Raw genomic sequence first — 21,526 nt, 5'->3', positions numbered from 1 at the left:
CGTGGCCAAACAGAAAACCGTATACGTCTGCAGCGAGTGCGGCGGACAGACCCCGAAGTGGCAGGGCCAATGCCCGTCGTGCCAGGCCTGGAACACGCTGGTCGAATCGGTCGCCGAGGCGCCGGCTGCCCATCGTTTCCAGTCGCTCGCGAAGCGGGCGCCCGTCCAGCGTCTCGTCGACATCGAAGCGGCCGACGTGCCGCGCTTCTCGACCGGCATCGGTGAATTCGACCGCGTGCTCGGCGGCGGGCTCGTGCCGGGCGGCGTCGTGCTGATCGGCGGCGACCCGGGCATCGGCAAGTCGACGCTGTTGCTGCAGTCGCTCGCCGACATCGCGAGCGAGCGGCGCGCGCTCTATATCAGCGGCGAGGAATCGGCCGCGCAGATCGCGTTGCGCGCGCAACGGCTTGCGCTGCTCGACGGCGGTGCGCCGGCGGATGAACTGAAGCTGCTCGCCGAGATCCAGCTCGAGAAGATCCAGGCCGCGATCGACGCGGAGCGGCCGGACGTGGCCGTCATCGACTCGATCCAGACCGTCTATTCGGAAGCGCTCACGTCGGCGCCGGGCTCGGTCGCGCAGGTGCGCGAGTGCGCGGCGCAGCTCACGCGCATCGCGAAGCAGTCGGGCACCGCGATCATCATGGTCGGGCACGTGACGAAGGAGGGCAACCTGGCCGGCCCGCGCGTGCTCGAGCACATCGTCGACACCGTGCTGTACTTCGAAGGCGACACGCATTCGTCGTTCCGGCTCGTGCGCGCGTTCAAGAACCGCTTCGGTGCGGTCAACGAACTCGGCGTGTTCGCGATGACCGAGCGCGGGCTGCGCGGCGTCGCGAATCCGTCCGCGCTGTTCCTGTCGCAGCACGAGCAGGTCGTGCCCGGCTCGTGCGTGCTCGTCACGCAGGAAGGCACGCGCCCGCTGCTCGTCGAAGTCCAGGCACTCGTCGATACGGCGCACGTGCCGAACCCGCGCCGGCTCGCGGTCGGTCTCGAACAGAACCGGCTCGCGATGCTGCTCGCGGTGCTGCACCGGCATGCGGGCATCGCGTGCTTCGACCAGGACGTGTTCCTCAATGCCGTGGGCGGCGTGAAGATCACCGAGCCGGCCGCGGACCTCGCGGTGCTGCTCGCGATCCATTCGTCGATGCGCAACAAGGCGCTGCCGAAAGGGCTGATCGTGTTCGGCGAAGTGGGGCTGGCGGGCGAGATCCGGCCGTCGCCGCGCGGGCAGGAGCGGTTGCGCGAAGCCGCGAAGCTCGGTTTCACGTCCGCGCTGATTCCGAAGGCGAATGCGCCGAAGCAGCCGATCGAAGGGCTGAACGTGATGGCCGTCGATCGGCTCGAACAGGCGATCGACCGCGTGCGCGATCTCGAGTGACCGGCCCGGCCGGCGCCCGGGCCATGCGGGCGGGCGATCTGTCGCGTAATCCGTTGTAAAGAAGATGTAGGGTTCTGTAACCCGCCGGACATCGCTTTTCCCTATCCTTTGCCGGATTGTCGAACCGCGCAATGCGAAGGGATCCTATGTTGAAATCGTACGGGGAAGCGCCGAGCGGACGCCTTTACAACCTGCGTGGCTGCCGCGTGTCGGAGCCGATTCGCCAACCCTGGGGCGGCGGGTGCCGGATCGTTGAATGGATCGACGACGAAGGGCGCCTGGCGCGCAAGGTCGTGTCCGAGGACGTGACGGAAGCGGAAGTCGCCGCGGCGATCAGGCGACCGACCGAAGGGCGCCGGCACCTGATGGGCGACGACGAGCAGATGCCGCGCGACACGTTGCCGCGACGCTGAGCCGGCAGCTTCGCGAATTGTGCGACTGCGGTAATGAATGAACAGGCCGGGCTCTTGCGCCCGGCTTTGTCGTATCTGGGCCCGCAAAGGGCCCGATGGTCTGTCGAGGTGCAGTGATACCAAGGTACCGCTGCCCGGAGGCAGCCGGCACGCCGGGCTGACTGGCGTATTGGCCGGCCGCCCCGCGACGGCGGTCAGCCGATCTGCTCGAGCTCTTCCTGCGCGGCGAGCCAGTCGGCCTCGACCGTTTCGAGACGCGTGTTGACGTCCCCGAGCTTGCGGATCGCATCGGTCAGTTCCGTCTTGCGCTCGGCTTCGTAGCTCGCCGGATCGGCGACGAATGTGTCGAGGCGCGCCTTCTCCGCGTGCAGGGTTTCCATTTCCTTTTCGAGCTTCGTGATGCGCGTCTGCAGCGGCTTCTTCAGCACCGACAGGCGCTGCCGCTCCTCGGCGGCCTGGCGCTTCTGGTCCTTGCGGTTGGCTGCGGCACCCGCGCCCGGTGATGCCGCGCTGTCGGCCTTCGCGGCGGCGCGCTGCTCGGCCGCGTGCTGCAGCAGCCAGTCGCGGTAGTCGTCGAGGTCGCCGTCGAACGGCTGCAGCCGGTGCTTCGCGACCAGCATGAACTGGTCGGTCGTCGCGCGCAGCAGGTGGCGGTCGTGCGAGACGAGGATCAGCGTGCCTTCGAACTGCGCGAGCGCCATCGTCAGCGCATGGCGCGTTTCGAGGTCGAGGTGGTTCGTCGGTTCGTCGAGCAGCAGCAGGTTCGGCTTCTGCCAGATGATCAGCGCGAGCGCGAGACGTGCTTTTTCACCGCCCGAAAACGGCCCGACCGCGGTGGTCGCCATGTCGCCCGAGAAGTTGAAGCCGCCGAGGAAGTCGCGCAGCTCCTGCTCGCGCGTGTCGGGCGCGAGCCGTGCCAGATGCGCGAGCGGCGAATCGTCTTCGCGCAGCGTTTCGAGCTGGTGCTGTGCGAAATAGCCGATCGTCAGCCCCTTGCCGTCGCGGACGTGCCCCGACAGCGGCGCAAGCGTGCCGGCCAGCGTCTTGATCAGCGTCGACTTGCCCTGGCCGTTCGCACCGAGCAGGCCGATGCGCTGGCCGTTCTGGATCGACAGCGCGACGCGCTCGACGATCGGGATTTCCGCTCCGCCGTCGGCGTGGTAGCCGCAGCGGACGTCTTCCATCACCATCATCGGGTTCGGCGCGGCATCGGGCGTGCGGAATTCGAACGTGAACGGCGACGCGATGTGCGCCGGCGCGATCAGCTCCATCTTCTCCAGCGCCTTCATCCGGCTCTGGGCCTGCTTGGCCTTGGTCGCCTTGGCCTTGAAGCGGTCGACGAAGCTCTGCAGGTGCTCGATCGTCTTCTGCTGCTTTTCGTAGGCGCTTTGCTGCAGCGCCAGTTGCTGCGCGCGCAGCACTTCGAACTGCGAGTAGTTGCCGCCATAGCGCTTCACCTGGCGGTTTTCCAGATGCAGCGTGACGTTGCAGATCGAATCGAGGAATTCGCGGTCGTGCGAAATCACGACGAGCGTACCGGGGTAGCGGTGCAGCCAGTCTTCGAGCCAGACGATTGCGTCGAGGTCGAGGTGGTTGGTCGGTTCGTCGAGCAGCAGCAGGTCGGAGCGGCACATCAGCGCCTGCGCGAGGTTCAGGCGCATGCGCCAGCCGCCGGAGAAGCTGGCGACGGATTCGCGCGTCTGCGCGAGCGTGAAGCCGAGGCCGAGCAGCAGCGCTTCGGCGCGGGCGGGCGCGGTATAGCCGTCGGCGTCGGCGAACGCGGCGTGCGCGTCGGCTTCGGCGGCGCCGTCATGCGCGGCGGAGGCGGCGGCGATGCGGGCCTCGATCTCGCGCAGCGCGGCGTCGCCGTCGAGCGTGTAGTCGAGCGCCGAGCGGTCGACCGCGGGCGTTTCCTGCGACACGTGGGCGATCCGCCACGACGGCGGCATCGAGAAATCGCCGCCGTCCGAGTGCAGCTCGCCGCGCAGGACCGAGAACAGGGTCGACTTGCCGGCGCCGTTCGCGCCGATCAGGCCGGCTTTCTCGCCGGGATTGAGTACGAAGGAGGTCGACTCGAACAGCGGCTTGGTGCCGCGCGCAAGGCTGAACTGATTGAAACGGATCACGGCGGAAATGACTGGCCAAAACCGCTATTCTAGACTGCGCGCCGCTTGCGCCGGGCATTGGCCGTTCGGCGGATGCCGCAACGGGGCAATTTCGCCTAGACTCCACGTCGATCCGGTTTCGTAAAAGGAGTGCCCGATGTCCACCCTGTATTCGTTCAGCGCAGAGACGCTTGCCGGCGCGCCGGCCTCGCTCGATGCATATCGCGGCAAGGTGCTGCTGATCGTCAACACCGCGAGCGAGTGTGGTTTCACGCCGCAGTACGCGGGCCTGCAGAAGCTGTACGACCAGTACGCGGCGCGCGGCTTCTATGTGCTCGGCTTCCCGTGCAACCAGTTCGGCAAGCAGGAGCCCGGCGACGCCACGCAGATCGGCGCGTTCTGCGAGCGCAATTACGGCGTCACGTTCCCGATGTTCGCGAAGATCGACGTGAAGGGCGACCATGCGCATCCGCTGTACCGCTACCTGACCGACGAAGCGCCCGGCATCCTCGGGCTCAAGGCGATCAAGTGGAATTTCACGAAATTCCTGGTCGATCGCGAAGGGCGCATCGTCAAGCGCTACGCGCCGTCGACCAAGCCGGACGAAATCGCCGCGGATATCGACAAGCTGCTGTGACGGCTGCCGGCGGTGTTCGCGGCGCCGGTGCGCATCGCACGGACGCCGCCGTCCCGGCCGTTAGAGGATCGGTGCGAACAGCCGCGCGACGTGCATCGCGATGCGCCGCCAGGCGGGCGACTGGCGGTATTCGCTCGCATCGACCTCGTACGCCTGCGCGAAATCGGCATCGAGCATCGTCTCGACCTCGTCGGCGAATGTGCGGTCGACGGTCAGCACCATGATCTCGAAATTGAGGCGGAACGAGCGGTTGTCGAGATTCGCGCTGCCGATCGCCGCCGCGATGCGGTCGATCAGCACGACCTTCTGGTGCAGGAAGCCGGGCCGGTAGCGGAACACCTTGACGCCCGCATCGACCAGATCGCGCGCGTACAGCTTCGACGCCTCGAATACCACGTAGTGATCGCGCCGGCTCGGGATCAGGATGCGCACGTCGACGCCGCGCATCACGGCGAGCTTCAGCGCGGAGATCACGGCTTCGTCGGGGACGAGGTACGGCGTGGTGATCCAGACCCGCTCGCGCGCGGCGTTGATCGCCTCGACGAAGAACAGCGAGCCCGTCTCCTGCTTGTCGGCCGGCCCCATCGGCACCGCGAGGCAATGCATGTTGTCGCCGGGCTGCGCAGGCGGCGGCAGGGCGAGCGGCGGCAGCTTCTGCGTCGCCCAGTGCCAGTCTTCGGCGAACACGTACTGGATGCTCGCGACCACCGGGCCGCGTATCTCGATGTGCGTGTCGCGCCACGGCGACAGGCGCGGTTTCGCGCCGAGATACTCGACGCCGACGTTATGGCCGCCGACGAACGCGCGATTGCCGTCGACGACGACAATCTTGCGGTGGTTGCGGAAGTTGAGCTGGAAGCGGTTGACGAACTTCCGGTTGGTCGCGAACGGATGAACCTCGACGCCGCCCCGGCGCAACGTGTCGACGTAGCTGTGCGGCAGGTCGAAGCTGCCGATGCTGTCGTACAGCAGACAGCAGCGCACGCCGGCTGCGGCGCGCGCGAGCAGCGAGTCGCGCAGCATCCGGCCGAGCGCATCGTCGCGCACGATGAAGAACTGCACCACCACGTAGTCGCGCGCGGCGTCGATGGCCGCCAGGATTGCCGAGAACGTCGCGTCGCCGTTGACGAGCGTGCGCACCGAATTGCCGCCGAGGAACGGCATGCCGCCGAGCCGCGTGAGCGCGAGTACGGCGGCCTGGCCGATTGCGTCGGCGGCCGGCCCGTCGGTCGCGTCGGTGCTGAGCCAGGGCGAGCGCGGCGTGTGCATGCGCAACATTTCCAGCTCGTGGCGCCGGGCGTCGACGTAGCCGGAGAACTTGCTGCGGCCGAGGAACAGGTACGGAATGAGTGTCAGGTACGGCATGGCCGCGAGCGAGACGGCCCACGCGATCGCGCCTTGCGACGTGCGCGTGTTCATGATCGCGTGGCACGCCGCGACGATCCCGAGCACGTGGATGGTCAGGATCAGGGTGCCGAGATGTAGCCAGTCGAGGGTCATGGGCGCGTGACGGACTCCTGAGGTCGCGCGGCCGGGCGGCCGCCTACGCGCATCTTACCCAACCGTGCGGCGCAACGGTGCACCGCACGGTGGGCGAGCCGGGAAGGCTCAGGCTTTGCGGGGCAGGTCCGACGCCTGGATCAGGAACACGGCGTCGTCGCCCGCGCTGGTGGGCAGCCAGGTGAGCTCGAGGCCGCCGAACGCGGCTTCGACGTTTTCGCGCTCGTTGCCGATCTCGACGACGAGCACGCCGTCGTCGTGCAGCCAGCGATGGGCTTCGGCGACGATGCGTCGCACGATGTCCATCCCGTCGTCGCCGCCGGCGAGCGCCATCTCCGGCTCATGCCGGTACTCGGGCGGCAGTGCGGCCATCGACGATGCGTTCACGTACGGCGGGTTCGTCAGGATCACGTCATAGCGGGAGCCCGGGTCGGTGCGGAACGCGGGCAGCGGCGCGTAGAGGTCGCCGCGGTGCAGCCCGATACGGTCTTCGAGGCCGTAGTCGCGCACGTTGATCTCGGCGACTTCGAGTGCCTTGTCGGACAGGTCGACCGCGTCGATCTCGGCGTTCGGGAACGCGCTCGCCGCGAGGATCGCGAGGCAGCCGGAGCCCGTGCACAGCTCGAGCACCGCGCCGACCTGCTCGGGGTCGGCGACGTATGGCTGCAGCCCGTCGTCGAGCAGCTCGCCGATGAACGAGCGCGGCACGATCACGCGTTCGTCGACGTAGAAGCGGTGGCCGTGCATCCACGCTTCATGCGTGAGGTACGCGGCCGGCACGCGGTCGGTCGCACGCCGTTCGATCACCGCGAGCACGGCCGCGATTTCGTCGGGCAGCAGCCGCGCGTCGAGGAACGGCTCGAGCGTGTCGAGCGGCAGGTCGAGCGTGCGCAGCACGAGGTAGGCCGCTTCGTCGTAAGCGTTGTCGGAGCCGTGGCCGAATGCGAGCTTCGCTTGCGAGAAGCGCGTGACCGCATAGCGCAGCAGGTCGCGAACAGTTGCAAAAGGTGTCGTCATGCGAGGTTCCATCAGGCGATCAGTTGTTCGAGCACGCGGCGGTACACGTTCTTCAGCGGGTCGACGAAGCGCACTTCGATGTGCTCGTCGATCTTGTGGATGCTGCCGTTCGGCGGACCGAACTCGATCACCTGCGGGCAGATGCGCGCGATGAAACGGCCGTCCGACGTGCCGCCCGTGGTCGACAGCTCGGTCGTGATACCGGTCTCGGTGCGGATCGCGTTTTCCAGCGCGCCCGACAGCTCGCCGCGCGGCGTGAGGAACGGCAGGCCGCTCACCGACCACTTCAGCGTGTATTCGAGGCCGTGCTTGTCGAGGATCGCATGCACGCGCGCCTGCAGGCCCTCGACCGTGCTGGCGGTCGAGAAGCGGAAGTTGAACAGCAGGTCGGCGTGGCCGGGAATCACGTTGGTCGCGCCGGTGCCGGCGTGCAGGTTCGACACCTGCCAGGTGGTCGGCGGGAAGTATTCGTTGCCTTCGTCCCATTGCTCGGCGGCGAGCTCGGCGAGCGCCGGCGCGAGCAGGTGGATCGGGTTCTTCGCGAGGTGCGGATACGCGATGTGGCCCTGCACGCCCTTGACGACGAGTTCGCCCGACATCGATCCGCGGCGGCCGTTCTTCACGACGTCGCCGAGCTCGGTGGTCGACGTCGGCTCGCCGACGATGCAGTAGTCCATGCGTTCGCCGCGTGCTTCGAGCAGCTCGACGACCTTCACGGTGCCGTCGGTGGCGGGGCCTTCCTCGTCGCTCGTGATCAGGAACGCGATCGTGCCGCGGTGGCCGGGATGGGCCGCGACGAATTCCTCGGACGCGACGACGAACGCCGCGAGCGACGTCTTCATGTCGGCCGCACCGCGGCCGTACAGCTTGCCGTCACGATGGGCGGGGATGAACGGCGGCGAGCTCCACTGCTCGAGCGGGCCGGTCGGCACGACATCGGTGTGGCCCGCGAACGCGAGCAGCTTGCCGTCGCGGCCGTCGGTGCCGCGCTTGACGGCCCACAGGTTGGTCACGCCGTGCGACGCGATGGTCTCGCATTCGAAGCCGAGCGCAGCGAGGCGCTCGGTCATGATCTGCTGGCAATGCTGGTCGTCGGGCGTCACGGACGCGCGGGCGATCAGCTGTTCGGTAAGGGCTAGGGTGGTGGACATGGTTCGGACCACTTTCGATAAAAAATGCCGGCGCGGTGGCCGGCAGCGACAAGACGTCGGGCTGCGCCGACAGGCGCAGCGCGGGCAGCCCTATGCGGCAAACAGCGCCGCGTATTGATCGGCCGCGAAGCCGAGCGATTTCACGCGGCCGTTGACCACCAGCACGGGGCGCTTGATGACCGACGGCTTGTGGATCATCAGCGCGACCGCGCCGGCCTTCGTTTCGGCGGCCGCCTTCATCGCATCGTCCAGGCCGCGCCACGTCGTGCCGCGCTTGTTGACGAGCGCGTCGAGCGACACGTCCTTCAGCCAGTCCTCGACGAGCGGTGCGCTGACACCGAGCTTCTTGAAGTCGTGGAACTCGAATTCGACGCCGTGATCGTCGAGCCACACGCGGGCCTTCTTCACGGTGTCGCAGTTCGGAATGCCGTAGACGACCACGGTGTGCGGCTTTGCCATCAGTCGCCTCGCAGCAGCTCGTTCAGGCCGACCTTCGCGCGCGTCTTCGCGTCGACCTTCTTGACGATCACTGCGCAGTACAGGCTGTGCGAGCCATCCTTCGACGGCAGGTTGCCGGCGACGACGACCGAGCCCGCCGGGATGCGGCCGTAGCTGACTTCGCCCGTCTCGCGGTCGTAGATCTTCGTGCTCTGGCCGAGGTACACGCCCATCGAGATCACCGAGTTTTCCTCGACGATCACGCCTTCGACGACTTCCGAGCGCGCGCCGATGAAGCAGTTGTCTTCGATGATGACCGGGTTCGCCTGCAGCGGCTCGAGCACGCCGCCGATGCCGACGCCGCCCGACAGGTGCACGTTCTTGCCGATCTGTGCGCACGAACCGACCGTGGCCCACGTGTCGACCATCGTGCCTTCGTCGACGTACGCGCCGATGTTGGTGTACGACGGCATCAGCACGACGTTCTTCGCGATGAACGAGCCGCGGCGCGCGATGGCCGGCGGGACGACGCGGAAGCCGCCCGCGGCGAAATCTTCAGCGGTGTAGTTCGCGAACTTCGACGGTACCTTGTCGTAGAACTGCGAGTAGCCGCCGGCGGGCATCGGCGCGTTGTCCTCCAGACGGAACGACAGCAGCACGGCCTTCTTCAGCCACTGGTGCACGGTCCAGTTGCCGTCGATCTTCTCGGCAACGCGCAGCGCGCCTTTGTCGAGCTGCTCGATCGCGTGCGCGACGGCTTCGCGGACGTCGGCCGGTGCGGCCTTCGGCGACAGCTCGGCGCGGTTTTCCCAGGCGGTATCGATGATTTGCTGAAGTTGTTGCGACATGTTCGTTTTCGCAGGAGATGGATGGAATTGATCGGATGGACGATTACCGCGCGAGAGACCGGCAGAAATCGACGATGCGTTGCGCGCCCTCGACGCATTCGGGGGTGCCCGCGACGAGCGCGATCCGGATGAAATCGCGGCCCGGATTCGTGCCGTGCGCGTCGCGCGCCAGGTACGAGCCGGGCAGAACCGTCACATTATAGTCGGCGTACAGGCGGCGGGCGAACTCGGTGTCCGACAGCCCGGTGCGCGACACGTTGGCCCACAGGTAGAACGCGGCGTCGGGCAGTTTCACGTCGATCACGTCGGCCAGCATCGGCGTGACCGTATTGAACTTCTGCAGGTACAGCGCGCGGTTCTCGCGCACGTGGGCCTCGTCGTTCCACGCGGCGATGCTCGCGTGCTGCCAGACCGGCGACAGCGCCGCGCCGTGGTACGTGCGGTACAGCAGGAATTTCTTCAGCAGCACCGCATCGCCGGCGACGAAGCCCGAGCGCATGCCCGGCACGTTCGAGCGCTTCGACAGGCTCGACAGCATCACGAGCCGCTCGAAGCCGCGGCCGAGGCGGTGCGCGGCCTCGAGGCCGCCGAGCGGCGGCGCCGCTTCGTCGAAATAGATTTCCGAATAGCACTCGTCGGACGCGATCACGAAGCCGTGGCGGTCGGACAGCGCAAACAGCTCGCGCCAGTCGTCGAGCGTCAGCACGGCGCCCGTCGGGTTGCCCGGCGAGCAGACGTACAGCAGTTGCGTGCGCGCCCAGACCTCGTCGGGTACGGACGCGTAGTCGCACGCGAAATTGCGGGCCGGGTCGCTGTTCGCGAAATAGGGTTCGGCACCGGCCAGCAGCGCCGCGCCTTCGTAAATTTGATAGAAAGGATTCGGACAGAGTACGATCGCCTTCTTGCCGTCCGCGGTCGGGCGCGCGTCGATCACCGTTTGCGCGAGCGAGAACAGCGCCTCGCGCGACCCCGACACGGGCAGCACCTGCGTGGCCGGATCGATCGCCGGCAGCCCGTAGCGGCGCTCGAGCCAGTGCGCGATCGACGTGCGCAGTGCGTCCGAGCCGGCGGTGGCCGGGTACGACGCGAGACCGTCGAGCGCGGCCACCACGGCGTCGCGGATCAGTGCCGGGGTCGGGTGCTTGGGCTCGCCGATGCCGAAGCTGATCGGTTTGAGGGCGCCGGAGGGCGTCACGTCCTTGAACAGGGCGCGCAGCTTTTCGAAGGGATAGGGCTGGAGCGAGTCGAGTCGAGGGTTCACGGGCGAAGCGGCCATCGCGGCCGGTTGGAGCGAAAGAAGCGGCGGGCGCGCCGCGCGGCTGCGAACGGGCGCCGATGGCGCGCGGGTCGCAACGCACGATTATAGCGTGACGGAATGCGGTCACGGCCCGCCGGAACGGCGGCCGGGCCAGTCGAATAAAGGGTATTGAACCAAATGAATAACGCGGTACGCGGCAGCCTGCCGACGCTGGCCATCCTGATCGGCGCATCGGTATGGGGCCTGATCTGGTATCCGCTGCGGATCCTGGCGTCGCTCGGCGTGACGGGCACGCTGGCGAGCGCGCTGACGAGCCTCGTCGCCTTCCTGTTCGTGATCGTCGCGCGGCATCGCACGATTGCGACGCTGCGCTGGCACTGGGTGCTGCCCGGCATCGCGGTGACGGCCGGCGTGACGAACCTCGGGTTCGTGTGGGGCACGATCCACGGCGAGGTGCTGCGCGTGATGCTGCTGTTCTACCTGACCCCCGCATGGACCGCGATCTACGCGCACTTCCTGCTGCGCGAGCGGCTGACCTGGGCCGGCGCGGGGCTCGCGGCGCTGTCGATCGGCGGCGCGATGCTGATGCTGTGGTCGCCGCAGCTCGGCCTGCCGCTGCCGGCCAGCCCGGCCGAATGGGCCGGGCTCGCGGCCGGGTTGAGCTTCGCGATGAGCAACGTGCTCGTGATCAAGGCGAGCCGCGAGCTGCCGGAGATGCGCGCGGAGATGCGTACCGCGACCCTCTTCGGCGGCGCGGCCGTGTTCGGCGCGATCGCGTCGCTGTTCGAGGGGATACCGGCCGCGCCGGCGGGCGGCCAGCTCGGCACGGCCGCGCTGATCATCGTCGCGATCGGCGTGACGATGGCGTCGAACAACCTGCTCGTGCAGTACGGGCTGGCGCGCGTGCCGGCGAACCGTGCGTCGATCATCATGCTGTTCGAGATCGTGATCACCGCGTTGTCGGCGTGGGTGTTCGCGAACGAGCTGCCGACCGCGCGCGAGTGGGCGGGCGGCGCGTGCATCGTACTGGCGACGCTGCTGTCGAGCCGGGTCCATCGTGCCGCGCCGGCACCGGACAAACCCGGCGACGGTCGGGACGGTGCACGCGCGATGGTATGATGGAAGCCGTTTGCGGGGCCCAACGCTGTATGCGCGCGGCCCCGCTTTTGAATTCCGGGGCGTATCGCGCGCATGGGCCGTCCGCCCTCGCGCAGTGCGGCTCCGTCCGTTTCACACCTTCTTCACATCCGATACCGCCGTGCGTCTGAGCTCGATCAAACTCGCTGGCTTCAAATCCTTTGTCGATCCCACGCATTTCCAGGTTCCGGGCCAGCTTGTCGGCGTGGTGGGCCCGAACGGGTGCGGCAAGTCCAACATCATCGACGCCGTGCGCTGGGTGCTCGGCGAGTCGCGCGCGTCCGAGCTGCGCGGCGAGTCGATGCAGGACGTGATCTTCAACGGCTCGACCGCCCGCAAGCCCGGCAGCCGGGCCAGCGTCGAACTGATCTTCGACAACTCCGACGGCCGCGCGGCCGGCCAGTGGGGCCAGTACGGCGAGATCGCCGTGAAGCGCGTGCTCACGCGCGACGGCACGTCGAGTTACTACATCAACAACCTGCCGGCGCGCCGCCGCGACATCCAGGACATCTTCCTCGGCACCGGCCTCGGGCCGCGTGCGTACGCGATCATCGGGCAGGGCATGATCGCGCGGATCATCGAGGCGAAGCCGGAAGAGCTGCGCGTGTTCCTCGAGGAAGCCGCGGGCGTGTCGAAGTACAAGGAACGCCGCCGCGAGACCGAGAACCGCCTGCACGACACGCGCGAGAACCTGACGCGCGTCGAAGATATCGTCCGCGAACTCGGTGCGAACCTCGAGAAGCTCGAGGCGCAGGCCGTCGTCGCGACCAAGTACAAGGAACTCGTCGCCGACGGCGAGGAGAAGCAGCGCCTGCTGTGGCTGCTGCGCAAGAACGAGGCCGCCGGCGAGCAGCAGAAGCAGCAGCGCGCAATCGAACAGGCGCAGATCGACCTCGAGGCGCAGACGGCGAAGCTGCGTGAAGTCGAGGCGCAGCTCGAGACGTTGCGCGTCGCGCATTACTCGGCGAGCGACGCGATGCAGGGCGCGCAGGGTTCGCTCTACGAAGCGAACGCCGAGGTGAGCCGCCTCGAAGCCGAGATCAAGTTCATCGTCGAGTCGCGCAATCGCGTGCAGGCGCAGATCGCCGCGCTGAATGCGCAGCGCGAGCAATGGCGCGCGCAGGCCGAGAAGGCGCAGGACGAGCTGGAAGAAGCCGAAGAAGCGCGTGCGATGGCCGACGAGAAGGCCGCGCTCGCCGAAGACAACGCCGCTGCGAAGCACGACGCGCTGCCGGCGCTCGAAGCGAAATTCCGCGACGCGCAGGCGCAGCTCAACGACGAGCGCGCGCGGATCGCGCAGACCGAACAGTCGCTGAAACTCGAAGCCGCACACCAGCGCAACGCCGACCAGCAGCTCCAGCAGCTTCAGCAGCGCCATGAGCGCCTGAAGAGCGAAGCGGGCGGGCTCGACGCGCCGGACGAGGCACAGCTCGAAGAGTTGCGCATGCAGCTCGCCGAACAGGAAGAGATCCTGGCCGAAGCGCAGGCGCGCCTCGCCGACGCGCAGGAAACGGTGCCGCGCCTCGATGGCGAGCGCCGTGCCGCGCAGGAGCGCGTGCAGGCCGAAGCCGCGCAGATCCACCAGCTCGAGGCTCGCCTCGCCGCGCTGAAGCAACTGCAGGAAAACGTTCAGACCGAAGGCAAGGTACAGCCGTGGCTCGACAAGCACGAGCTCGGCGCGCTGCCGCGTCTGTGGAAGAAGCTGCACGTCGAGGCGGGCTGGGAAGCCGCGCTCGAGGCCGTGCTGCGCGAGCGCCTCGCCGCGCTCGAAGTGTCGAATCTCGACTGGGTGAAGGCTTTTGCCACCGACGCACCGCCTGCGAAGCTCGCGTTCTACGCGCCGCCCGCGGCCGGCGAACCGCCTGCGGCCGTGGCCGGGCTGCGTCCGGTCCTGTCGCTCGTGCGCATCGACGATGCTGGCATCCGCGCGGTGCTGAACGACTGGCTCGGCAACGTGTATGTCGCCGACGACGTCGCGCAGGCGCTTGCTACGCGCACGCAGCTGCCGGCAGGCGGCGCGTTCGTCGTCAAGGCCGGCCATATCGTCACGCGGGTCGGCGTGCAGCTGTATGCCGCCGATTCGGAGCAGGCCGGGATGCTGGCCCGCCAGCAGGAAATCGAAAACCTGACGCGCCAGGTGCGTGCGCAGGCGCTGCTCGCCGACGAGGCGCGCACGGCCGCCGTGCGCGCGGAAGCCGCGCACACGCAGGCCACGCAGGCGCTCGGCGACGTGCGAGCACAGGCCGAGCGTGCGACGCAGCGCGTGCACGCGCTGCAGATGGACGTGCTGAAGCTCGCACAGGCGCACGAACGTTACACGCAGCGCAGCACGCAGATTCGCGAGGAACTCGAGGAAATCGGCGCGCAGATCGAAGAGCAGCGCGCGATGCGCGCGGAGTCGGAAGCGAATTTCGAGCGCTTCGACGGTGAACTTGCAGAACTGCAGGCGCGCTTCGAGGACAACCAGCTCGCATTCGAAGCGCTCGACGAATCGCTGACGCAAGCGCGTCAGGAAGCGCGTGACCTGGAGCGCGGCGCGAACGACGCACGCTTCGCCGCACGCAACGCGGTGACGCGGATCGACGAACTCAAGCGCAGCATCCAGGTGGCGCACGAGCAGAGCGAGCGCGTCGCCGCGTCGCTCGAAGACGCACGCGCCGAACTCGAGACGATCAACGAGCAGACCGCGCACACGGGCCTGCAGGACGCGCTCGAGATTCGGGCGGTGAAGGAAGAAGCGCTGCAGGCCGCGCGGATCGAACTCGACGACTTGACCGCAAAACTGCGTGCGTCGGACGAGCAGCGCCTCGTCGCCGAGCGCTCGCTGCAGCCGTTGCGTGACCGCATCACCGAATTGCAGTTGAAGGAGCAGGCCGCGCGCCTGTCGGTCGAGCAGTTCGCCGAGCAACTGACGACGGCCGAGGTCGACGAGGCCGCGCTGTCCGCGAAGCTGACGCCGGATCTGAAGCCGTCGTACCTGCAGGGCGAAGTCACGCGCCTGAACAACGCGATCAACGCGCTCGGCCCGGTGAACATGGCCGCGCTCGACGAGCTGAAGGCCGCGAGCGAGCGCAAGGTGTTCCTCGACGCGCAGTCGGCCGACCTGATCGACGCGATCACGACGCTCGAGGACGCGATCCACAAGATCGACCAGGAAACCCGCACGCTGTTGCAGGGCACCTTCGACGAGGTCAACCGCCACTTCAGCGACCTGTTCCCGCGCCTGTTCGGCGGCGGCCAGGCGAAGCTGATCATGACGGGCGACGAAATCCTCGATGCCGGCGTGCAGGTGATGGCGCAGCCGCCGGGCAAGAAGAACGCGACGATTCACCTGCTGTCGGGCGGCGAGAAGGCGCTGACGGCCACCGCACTGGTGTTCGCGATGTTCCAGCTGAACCCGGCGCCGTTCTGTCTGCTCGACGAGGTCGACGCGCCGCTCGACGACGCGAACACCGAGCGTTTCGCGAATCTCGTGCGTGCGATGTCCAACAAGACGCAGTTCCTGTTCATCTCGCACAACAAGATCGCGATGGAAATGGCGCAGCAACTGATCGGCGTGACGATGCAGGAGCAGGGCGTGTCGCGGATCGTTGCGGTGGACATGGAAACTGCCGCGGGTTTTGCCCAGAATTGACGTTTGACGAAACCGGACCGCGTTCGCGCGGCGCATGGGCGCCCGTTCGCGGTTCCGACGAACAAGAATTGCTGATGGAGCGTGCATGGACGAGTTGACACTCGGTTTGATCGGCGCTGGCGCCGTCGTGGTGGGCGGCGTCGTGGTTTACAACGCATGGCAGGGCGCGAAGGTGCGGCGCAGGATGCCGCGCCCGATGCCGGAGGAAGCGGCCGAGGCGATGAACCGCCCCGAGCGCGACGAAGAACTGCCGTTCATCGAGCCGGTGCGTCAGCCGGTGCGGCGCGAGCCCGCGGCACCGGCTCCGGCGGCCGCCACGGCCGGCACGCCGGCCGAAGTCGCACGCGTCGAGCCGACGTTCGGCGGCGCGGCACCTGCCGACATGCCGGCCGATCTGCAGGCCGAGGCGACCGGCGTCGACCTGCCGGCCGAGTCGGTCGAGCCGGTTGCCGGCGAAGAAGCCGTGCCCGCCGCCGCGCACGAAGCGCACGCTGAACCGGCCGAGCCGGCCGAACCCGTGCTGCCGGCTGCAACGACAATCTCGTCGGCGCCGCCGGCGATCGTCGACCGCCGGATCGACTGCATCGTGCCGATCCGCCTCGGCGGGTCGCTGCCGGGCGACAAGATCCTGCCGGCTGCACAACGGCTGCGCCGCGCGGGCAGCAAGCCCGTGCATATCGAAGGCAAGCCGGAAGGCGGCCAGTGGGAGTTGCTGCAGAACGGCGTGCGCTACGAGGAGCTGCGCGCGGCCGCGCAGCTCGCGAACCGCAGCGGTGCGCTGAACGAGCTCGAGTTCTCGGAATTCGTGACGGGCGTCCAGCAGTTCGCCGACGCGATCGACGGCGCGCCGGAATTCCCGGACATGATGGAAACGGTCGCGATGGCGCGCGAGCTCGACGCGTTTGCCGCGCAGTGCGACGCGCAGCTGTCGATCAACGTGATGTCGGACGGCGCGCCGTGGTCGGCGAACTACGTGCAGGCGGTCGCGTCGCAGGACGGGCTGCTGCTGTCGCGCGACGGCACGCGTTTCGTGAAGCTCGACGCGAAGCAGAACCCGGTGTTCATGCTGCAGTTCGGCGACACGAACTTCCTGCGTGACGACCTCACGTACAAGGGCGGCAACATGATCACGCTGGTGCTCGACGTGCCGGTCGCCGAAGAGGACATCCTGCCGTTCCGGCTGATGTGCGATTACGCGAAGTCGCTGTCCGAGCGGATCGGCGCACGGGTCGTCGACGATTCGCGCCGGCCGTTGCCGGAGTCGACGCTGGTCGCGATCGACCAGCAACTGATGAAGCTGTACGCGAAGCTCGAGGAAGCCGGCATCCCGGCCGGTTCGCCGGTCACGCGCCGCCTCTTCAGCCAGTAACGCGAACGCGCGGACGGCGGGCTTCGGTGCCGTCGTCCGCCGCCATGGTGCACACCTCGCTCGTGTGCGCCGCAGCACGCGCGCCGGGCGCGCATTGCACCCCCGCCACGGCGGCAAACTGAGATAATCGGGCATCCGATTTTCTCAGAACGACTCTGCCGCCAGCATGGCCCGAACCCAAGCCGAACCGCCAGCCAGCCAGCCCGACGCGCGCGCCGCGTGGCTGCGCGACCAACTCGAGCGAGCGAACTACGCCTATTACGTGCTCGACCAGCCGGATCTGCCCGATGCGGAATACGACCGGCTGTTCCGCGAACTGCAGCAGCTCGAAACCGACCATCCCGAACTCGTGACGCCCGATTCGCCGACGCAGCGCGTCGGCGGCGAGGCAGCCGGCGGCTTCACGCCGGTCGTTCATGACGCGCCGATGCTGTCGCTGAACAACGGCTTCGCCGACGAGGACATCGCCGCGTTCGACAAGCGCGTCGCCGATGCGCTCGACAAGACGACGGATCTCGCCGGCTCGGTGACGGAGCCGGTCGAATACGCGTGCGAACTGAAGTTCGACGGCCTCGCGATCTCGCTGCGCTACGAGCAGGGCGTATTCGTGCAGGCGTCGACGCGCGGCGACGGGACGACGGGCGAAGACGTGACCGAGAACGTGCGCACGATCCGCTCGATTCCGCTGAAGCTGAAGGGTACGAATGTACCGGCCGTGCTCGACGTGCGTGGCGAGGTGCTGATGTTCAAGCGCGATTTCGCACGCCTGAACGAGCGCCAGCGCGCGGCCGAGCAGCGCGAATTCGCGAACCCGCGCAACGCGGCGGCCGGGAGCCTGCGCCAGCTCGACTCGAAGATCACCGCGCAGCGTCCGCTGTCGTTCTTCGCGTACGGGATCGGCGTGCTCGACGGGATGCCGATGCCCGATACGCACAGTGCGCTGCTCGACTGGTACGAATCGCTCGGCCTGCCCGTGAACCGTGAGCGCGCGGTCGTGCAGGGCGCCGAAGGCTTGCTCGATTTCTTCCGCAGGATCGGCGAGAAGCGCGAGTCGCTGCCGTACGACATCGACGGCGTCGTCTACAAGGTCAACCGGCGCGACGAGCAGGAGCGCCTCGGCTTCGTGTCGCGCGCGCCGCGCTTCGCACTCGCGCACAAATTCCCTGCACAGGAAGCGCTGACCAAGCTCGTCGCGATTGACGTGCAGGTCGGCCGCACCGGCGCGATCACGCCGGTCGCGCGTCTCGAGCCCGTGTTCGTCGGCGGCGCGACCGTGACCAACGCGACGCTGCACAACGAGGACGAGGTGCGCCGCAAGGACATCCGGATCGGCGATACCGTGATCGTGCGCCGTGCGGGCGACGTGATCCCCGAGGTGGTCGGTGCGCTGCTCGACCGGCGCCCGGCCGATGCGGCCGAATTCGTGATGCCGACCGAATGCCCGGTGTGCGGCTCGAAGATCGAGCGCCTGCCGGACGAGGCGATCGCACGCTGCACGGGCGGCCTGTTCTGCCCGGCGCAGCGCAAGCAGGCGCTGTGGCACTTCGCGCAGCGTCGCGCGCTCGACATCGACGGGCTCGGCGAGAAGATCATCGACCAGCTCGTCGAGCTGAATCTCGTGCGCACGCCGGCCGACCTGTTCAATCTCGGCTTTGCGACGCTCGCCGAGCTCGACCGGTTCGCCGAGAAGTCCGCACAGAATCTGCTCGACTCGCTCGAGAAGGCGAAGCACACGACGCTCGCGCGCTTCATCTACGGGCTCGGCATCCGTCATGTGGGTGAATCGACCGCGAAAGATCTTGCGAAGCACTTCGGCTCGCTGACGCCGATCATGGACGCATCGATCGAAGAACTGCTCGAAGTCAACGACGTCGGGCCGATCGTCGCCGAGTCGCTCCATCAGTTCTTCGCGGAAGAGCACAATCGGACCGTGATCGAGCAGTTGCGTGCGCCGGGCAGGGTGACGTGGCCGGAAGGGCCGCCCGCGCCAAAGGCGCCGCAGGGCGTGCTGGCCGGCAAGACGGTCGTGCTGACGGGCACGCTGCCGACGCTCACGCGCGATGCCGCGAAGGAAATGCTCGAAGCGGCGGGCGCGAAGGTGGCCGGTTCGGTATCGAAGAAGACGGATTACGTGGTCGCGGGCGCCGAAGCCGGCAGCAAGCTCGCGAAGGCCGAGGAACTCGGCATCCCCGTGCTGGACGAAGACGGCCTGCACCAACTCCTGGAGGGCAATACGCCATGATTCGCGAGATCCTGAAGATGGGCGATCCGCGCCTGCTCGAAATCGCCAAGCCGGTCGAGCGGTTCGACACGCCCGAACTGCACGAGATCGTCGCGGACATGTTCGAGACGATGCATCATGCGAACGGCGCCGGCCTGGCCGCGCCGCAGATCGGCATCGGGCTGCAGATCATCATCTTCGGCTTCGGCAACAACAACCGCTACCCGGATGCGCCGCCGGTGCCGGAGACCGTGCTGATCAACCCGAAGGTCGAGTACATGCCGCCGGACATGGAAGAGGGCTGGGAAGGCTGCCTGTCGGTGCCGGGCATGCGCGGCGTCGTCAGTCGCTATGCGAAGGTGCGCTACAGCGGCTTCGACCAGTACGGCGAGAAGATCGATCGCGTTGCCGACGGTTTTCACGCGCGCGTCGTCCAGCATGAATACGATCACCTGATCGGCAAGCTGTATCCGATGCGGATCACCGACTTCACGCGCTTCGGTTTCACGGAAGTGCTGTTCCCGGGGCTCGATCCGGCTTCCGACGACTGATTGGCCGGCTTTCCCGGCATCGCGCAGGAAACAAAAAAGCCCGCTTGCGCGGGCTTTTTCATTGCGTGGCGCACATGGCGTGCCCGCGGTCAGAACGTCTCGTCGGCCGACAGATAGCGCCATTGACCCTGCGGCAGTGCGCCGAGCATCACGCGGCCCATCCGTACGCGCTTCAGGCCGATCACGTCGAGGCCCACCAGTTCGCACATGCGGCGGATCTGGCGCTTCTTGCCTTCGCGCAGCACGAAGCGCAGCTGCTCGCCGTTCTGCCAGCTGACCATCGCGGGCTTCAGCGCGACGCCGTCGAGCTCGAGGCCGTGGCGCAGCTTCGCGAGCGATTCCGCGGGGAAGTGCTGGTCGATGTCGATGAGCCGTTCGCCGAAGCGCACGCGCACCAGGTACTCCTTGTCGATATCCGACTGCTCGCCGATCAGTTGCTTCGCGACCACGCCGTTCTGCGTCAGCACGAGCAGGCCGGTCGAATCGATGTCCAGGCGGCCGGCCGGGGCAAGTGCGTGCAGGTGCTGCGGCGAGAAGCGCACCGGCGAATGATCGCCGCTCCAGCGGTTCGCGCGCGTGATCAGCACGGCCGCGGGCTCGTAGCCGTCTTCCGCCTGGCCCGACACATAGCCGACAGGCTTGTGCAGCAGGATCGTCACTTGCGCGGCCTGCGCGGCGCTCGCCCGTTCGTCGATCTCGATCTTCTGGTCGGCGCGTACCTTGGTGCCGAGCGTGTCGATGCGTTCGCCGTCGACGAGGACCCAGCCTTTTTCGATCCATTCGTCGGCTTCGCGACGCGAGCACATGCCGAGCTCGGACATCCGCTTCGACAGGCGCATCAGGCCCGTTTCGTCGCCGTAGTCGACGTCGGCTGCGGCGCGCTTGACCGGTTGCGCGGTCTTGACCGCGCCGAACGAGCGGCGCTCGCCGTCGCGTGCGGGGCGGGCCGGGCGGTCGCCGAAGCTGCGCTTCGCGCCTTCGCCGGCTGGTTTGTCGCGATACGACGGGCGCTTGTTGTCGTCGGCGCCTGCTCGGCGCGGACGTGCATCGTCATCACGGCGCGGCGGGCGATCGGACGACGTGCGACGGTCACCGAAGCTGCGCTTCGCGCCTTCACCGCCTGCGTTGTCGCGATACGGCGCGCGTGCGCCGCCTTCGCCAGCTGCGCGACGCGGACGAGCATCGTCATCGCGGCGCGGCGGGCGATCGGACGACGTGCGACGGTCACCGAAGCTGCGCTTCGCGCCTTCACCGGATGCGTTGTCGCGATAAGGTGCGCGTGCGCCGCCTTCGTCACCCGCGCGGCGCGGGCGTGCATCGTCATCGCGGCGCGGCGGACGATCCGACGACGTGCGACGGTCGCCGAAGCTGCGCTTTGCGCCTTCGCCGCCTGCGTTGTCGCGATACGGTGCGCGTGCGCCGCCTTCGCCACCCGCGCGACGCGGGCGTGCATCGTCATCACGACGTGGCGGGCGATCCGACGACGTGCGACGGTCGCCGAAGCTGCGCTTTGCGCCTTCGCCGGATGCGTTGTCGCGATACGGCGCGCGTGCGCCGCCTTCGCCACCCGCGCGACGCGGACGAGCATCGTCATCGCGGCGCGGCGGACGATCGGACGACGTGCGACGGTCACCGAAGCTGCGCTTTGCGCCTTCGCCGCCTGCGTTGTCGCGATACGGCGCGCGTGCACCGCCTTCGCCACCCGCGCGACGCGGCCGTGCATCGTCATCACGGCGCGGCGGACGATCGGACGACGTGCGACGGTCGCCGAAGCTGCGCTTCGCGCCTTCGCCGGCCGCGTTGTCGCGATAAGGGGCACGCGTGCCGCGTTCGGCACCGCCGTCACGCGGCGCGCGCTTGGCCGGTGCG

The 21,526-nt window shown here is 68.0% G+C and carries 16 protein-coding genes; 8 read left to right on the top strand and 8 right to left on the bottom strand.

The genetic code is table 11. The annotated features are described in order from the left end of the window. Nucleotide 1 precedes the first annotated feature (1 nt). Nucleotides 2-1,378 carry a DNA repair protein RadA gene (radA, locus tag BDI24065_RS28240; RefSeq protein WP_059233837.1) on the top strand — a complete coding sequence of 459 codons (1,377 nt, stop codon included), beginning with the start codon at nt 2-4 and terminating at the stop codon, nt 1,376-1,378. 146 nt (nt 1,379-1,524) lie between these two features. Then, nucleotides 1,525-1,791, top strand: coding sequence for a DUF2866 domain-containing protein (locus BDI24065_RS28235; RefSeq protein ID WP_039342663.1), 267 nt, complete (start codon nt 1,525-1,527; stop codon nt 1,789-1,791). A 194-nt stretch (nt 1,792-1,985) separates the two neighbouring features. Here BDI24065_RS28235 and BDI24065_RS28230 read toward each other — a convergent pair whose 3' ends face one another. Beyond that, nucleotides 1,986-3,917, bottom strand: a complete 1,932-nt coding sequence (locus BDI24065_RS28230) for an ATP-binding cassette domain-containing protein (protein ID WP_175034033.1) — start codon at nt 3,915-3,917, stop codon at nt 1,986-1,988. A 136-nt stretch (nt 3,918-4,053) separates the two neighbouring features. Between BDI24065_RS28230 and BDI24065_RS28225 the strand changes: the two genes are divergently transcribed. After that, entirely contained in the window at nt 4,054-4,533 is a 480-nt protein-coding gene (locus tag BDI24065_RS28225) for a glutathione peroxidase (RefSeq protein WP_089425699.1), read from the top strand. A gap of 60 nt (nt 4,534-4,593) precedes the next feature. On the opposite strand, the gene cls is transcribed toward BDI24065_RS28225, so the two are convergent. The 6 genes from cls to dapC form a co-directional block, all read right to left on the bottom strand. Next, nucleotides 4,594-6,033, bottom strand: a complete 1,440-nt coding sequence (cls, locus tag BDI24065_RS28220; RefSeq protein WP_175014297.1) for a cardiolipin synthase — start codon at nt 6,031-6,033, stop codon at nt 4,594-4,596. Nucleotides 6,034-6,141: 108 nt separating this feature from the next. Next, the gene (gene prmB / locus BDI24065_RS28215) at nt 6,142-7,050 is read right to left on the bottom strand and encodes a 50S ribosomal protein L3 N(5)-glutamine methyltransferase (RefSeq protein WP_175034032.1); all 909 of its coding nucleotides are present in this window, start codon (nt 7,048-7,050) and stop codon (nt 6,142-6,144) included. Between the two features lie 11 nt (nt 7,051-7,061). Beyond that, nucleotides 7,062-8,201, bottom strand: coding sequence for a succinyl-diaminopimelate desuccinylase (dapE, locus tag BDI24065_RS28210; RefSeq protein ID WP_175034031.1), 1,140 nt, complete (start codon nt 8,199-8,201; stop codon nt 7,062-7,064). Nucleotides 8,202-8,291: 90 nt separating this feature from the next. Continuing rightward, a complete protein-coding gene (locus tag BDI24065_RS28205) occupies nt 8,292-8,660 on the bottom strand; it encodes an ArsC family reductase (RefSeq protein ID WP_011352471.1) in 369 nt (122 codons plus the stop codon). Further along, the gene (dapD, locus tag BDI24065_RS28200; protein ID WP_006478479.1) at nt 8,660-9,487 is read right to left on the bottom strand and encodes a 2,3,4,5-tetrahydropyridine-2,6-dicarboxylate N-succinyltransferase; all 828 of its coding nucleotides are present in this window, start codon (nt 9,485-9,487) and stop codon (nt 8,660-8,662) included. Before dapD ends, BDI24065_RS28205 begins: the two co-directional genes overlap by 1 nt. Nucleotides 9,488-9,530: 43 nt before the next feature. Then, complete coding sequence (gene dapC / locus BDI24065_RS28195) at nt 9,531-10,763, bottom strand: succinyldiaminopimelate transaminase (RefSeq protein ID WP_175034030.1); 1,233 nt, start codon at nt 10,761-10,763, stop codon at nt 9,531-9,533. A gap of 159 nt (nt 10,764-10,922) precedes the next feature. Here dapC and BDI24065_RS28190 point away from each other — a divergent pair, with 159 nt between their 5' ends. The 5 genes from BDI24065_RS28190 (at nt 10,923) to def (ending at nt 19,657) form a co-directional block, all read left to right on the top strand. After that, nucleotides 10,923-11,864, top strand: coding sequence for a DMT family transporter (locus BDI24065_RS28190; RefSeq protein WP_175034087.1), 942 nt, complete (start codon nt 10,923-10,925; stop codon nt 11,862-11,864). Between the two features lie 139 nt (nt 11,865-12,003). Next, a complete protein-coding gene (smc, locus tag BDI24065_RS28185) occupies nt 12,004-15,516 on the top strand; it encodes a chromosome segregation protein SMC (protein WP_175034029.1) in 3,513 nt (1,170 codons plus the stop codon). Between the two features lie 85 nt (nt 15,517-15,601). Further along, nucleotides 15,602-16,885, top strand: coding sequence for a cell division protein ZipA C-terminal FtsZ-binding domain-containing protein (locus tag BDI24065_RS28180; RefSeq protein WP_175034028.1), 1,284 nt, complete (start codon nt 15,602-15,604; stop codon nt 16,883-16,885). A 166-nt stretch (nt 16,886-17,051) separates the two neighbouring features. Further along, entirely contained in the window at nt 17,052-19,127 is a 2,076-nt protein-coding gene (gene ligA / locus BDI24065_RS28175; protein WP_175034027.1) for an NAD-dependent DNA ligase LigA, read from the top strand. Continuing rightward, nucleotides 19,124-19,657 (top strand): peptide deformylase, encoded by a 534-nt coding sequence (def, locus tag BDI24065_RS28170; RefSeq protein ID WP_175034026.1) that lies wholly within the window; start codon nt 19,124-19,126, stop codon nt 19,655-19,657. The genes ligA and def overlap by 4 nt, the downstream gene beginning before the upstream one ends. Nucleotides 19,658-19,746: 89 nt before the next feature. Here def and BDI24065_RS28165 read toward each other — a convergent pair. Further along, a partial coding sequence (locus tag BDI24065_RS28165) for a pseudouridine synthase (protein WP_175034025.1) occupies nt 19,747-21,526 on the bottom strand: 1,780 nt, incomplete at its 5' end.

The organism is Burkholderia lata (assembly GCF_902499025.1).
GTDB lineage: Bacteria > Pseudomonadota > Gammaproteobacteria > Burkholderiales > Burkholderiaceae > Burkholderia > Burkholderia lata_C.
Note: the sequence above shows the minus strand (reverse complement) of the source record. Positions and strands in the feature narration are given on the sequence as shown.

Excerpts from the sequence above, each read along its gene's own strand:
- BDI24065_RS28235 (WP_039342663.1), top strand. The coding sequence starts at position 1,525 with ATGTTGAAATCGTACGGGGAAGCGCCGAGCGGACGCCTTTACAACCTG.
- BDI24065_RS28225 (WP_089425699.1), top strand. The coding sequence starts at position 4,054 with ATGTCCACCCTGTATTCGTTCAGCGCAGAGACGCTTGCCGGCGCGCCG.
- cls (WP_175014297.1), bottom strand. The coding sequence starts at position 6,033 with ATGACCCTCGACTGGCTACATCTCGGCACCCTGATCCTGACCATCCAC.
- prmB (WP_175034032.1), bottom strand. The coding sequence starts at position 7,050 with ATGACGACACCTTTTGCAACTGTTCGCGACCTGCTGCGCTATGCGGTC.
- dapE (WP_175034031.1), bottom strand. The coding sequence starts at position 8,201 with ATGTCCACCACCCTAGCCCTTACCGAACAGCTGATCGCCCGCGCGTCC.
- BDI24065_RS28205 (WP_011352471.1), bottom strand. The coding sequence starts at position 8,660 with ATGGCAAAGCCGCACACCGTGGTCGTCTACGGCATTCCGAACTGCGAC.
- dapD (WP_006478479.1), bottom strand. The coding sequence starts at position 9,487 with ATGTCGCAACAACTTCAGCAAATCATCGATACCGCCTGGGAAAACCGC.
- dapC (WP_175034030.1), bottom strand. The coding sequence starts at position 10,763 with ATGGCCGCTTCGCCCGTGAACCCTCGACTCGACTCGCTCCAGCCCTAT.
- BDI24065_RS28190 (WP_175034087.1), top strand. The coding sequence starts at position 10,923 with ATGAATAACGCGGTACGCGGCAGCCTGCCGACGCTGGCCATCCTGATC.
- BDI24065_RS28180 (WP_175034028.1), top strand. The coding sequence starts at position 15,602 with ATGGACGAGTTGACACTCGGTTTGATCGGCGCTGGCGCCGTCGTGGTG.
- ligA (WP_175034027.1), top strand. The coding sequence starts at position 17,052 with ATGGCCCGAACCCAAGCCGAACCGCCAGCCAGCCAGCCCGACGCGCGC.
- def (WP_175034026.1), top strand. The coding sequence starts at position 19,124 with ATGATTCGCGAGATCCTGAAGATGGGCGATCCGCGCCTGCTCGAAATC.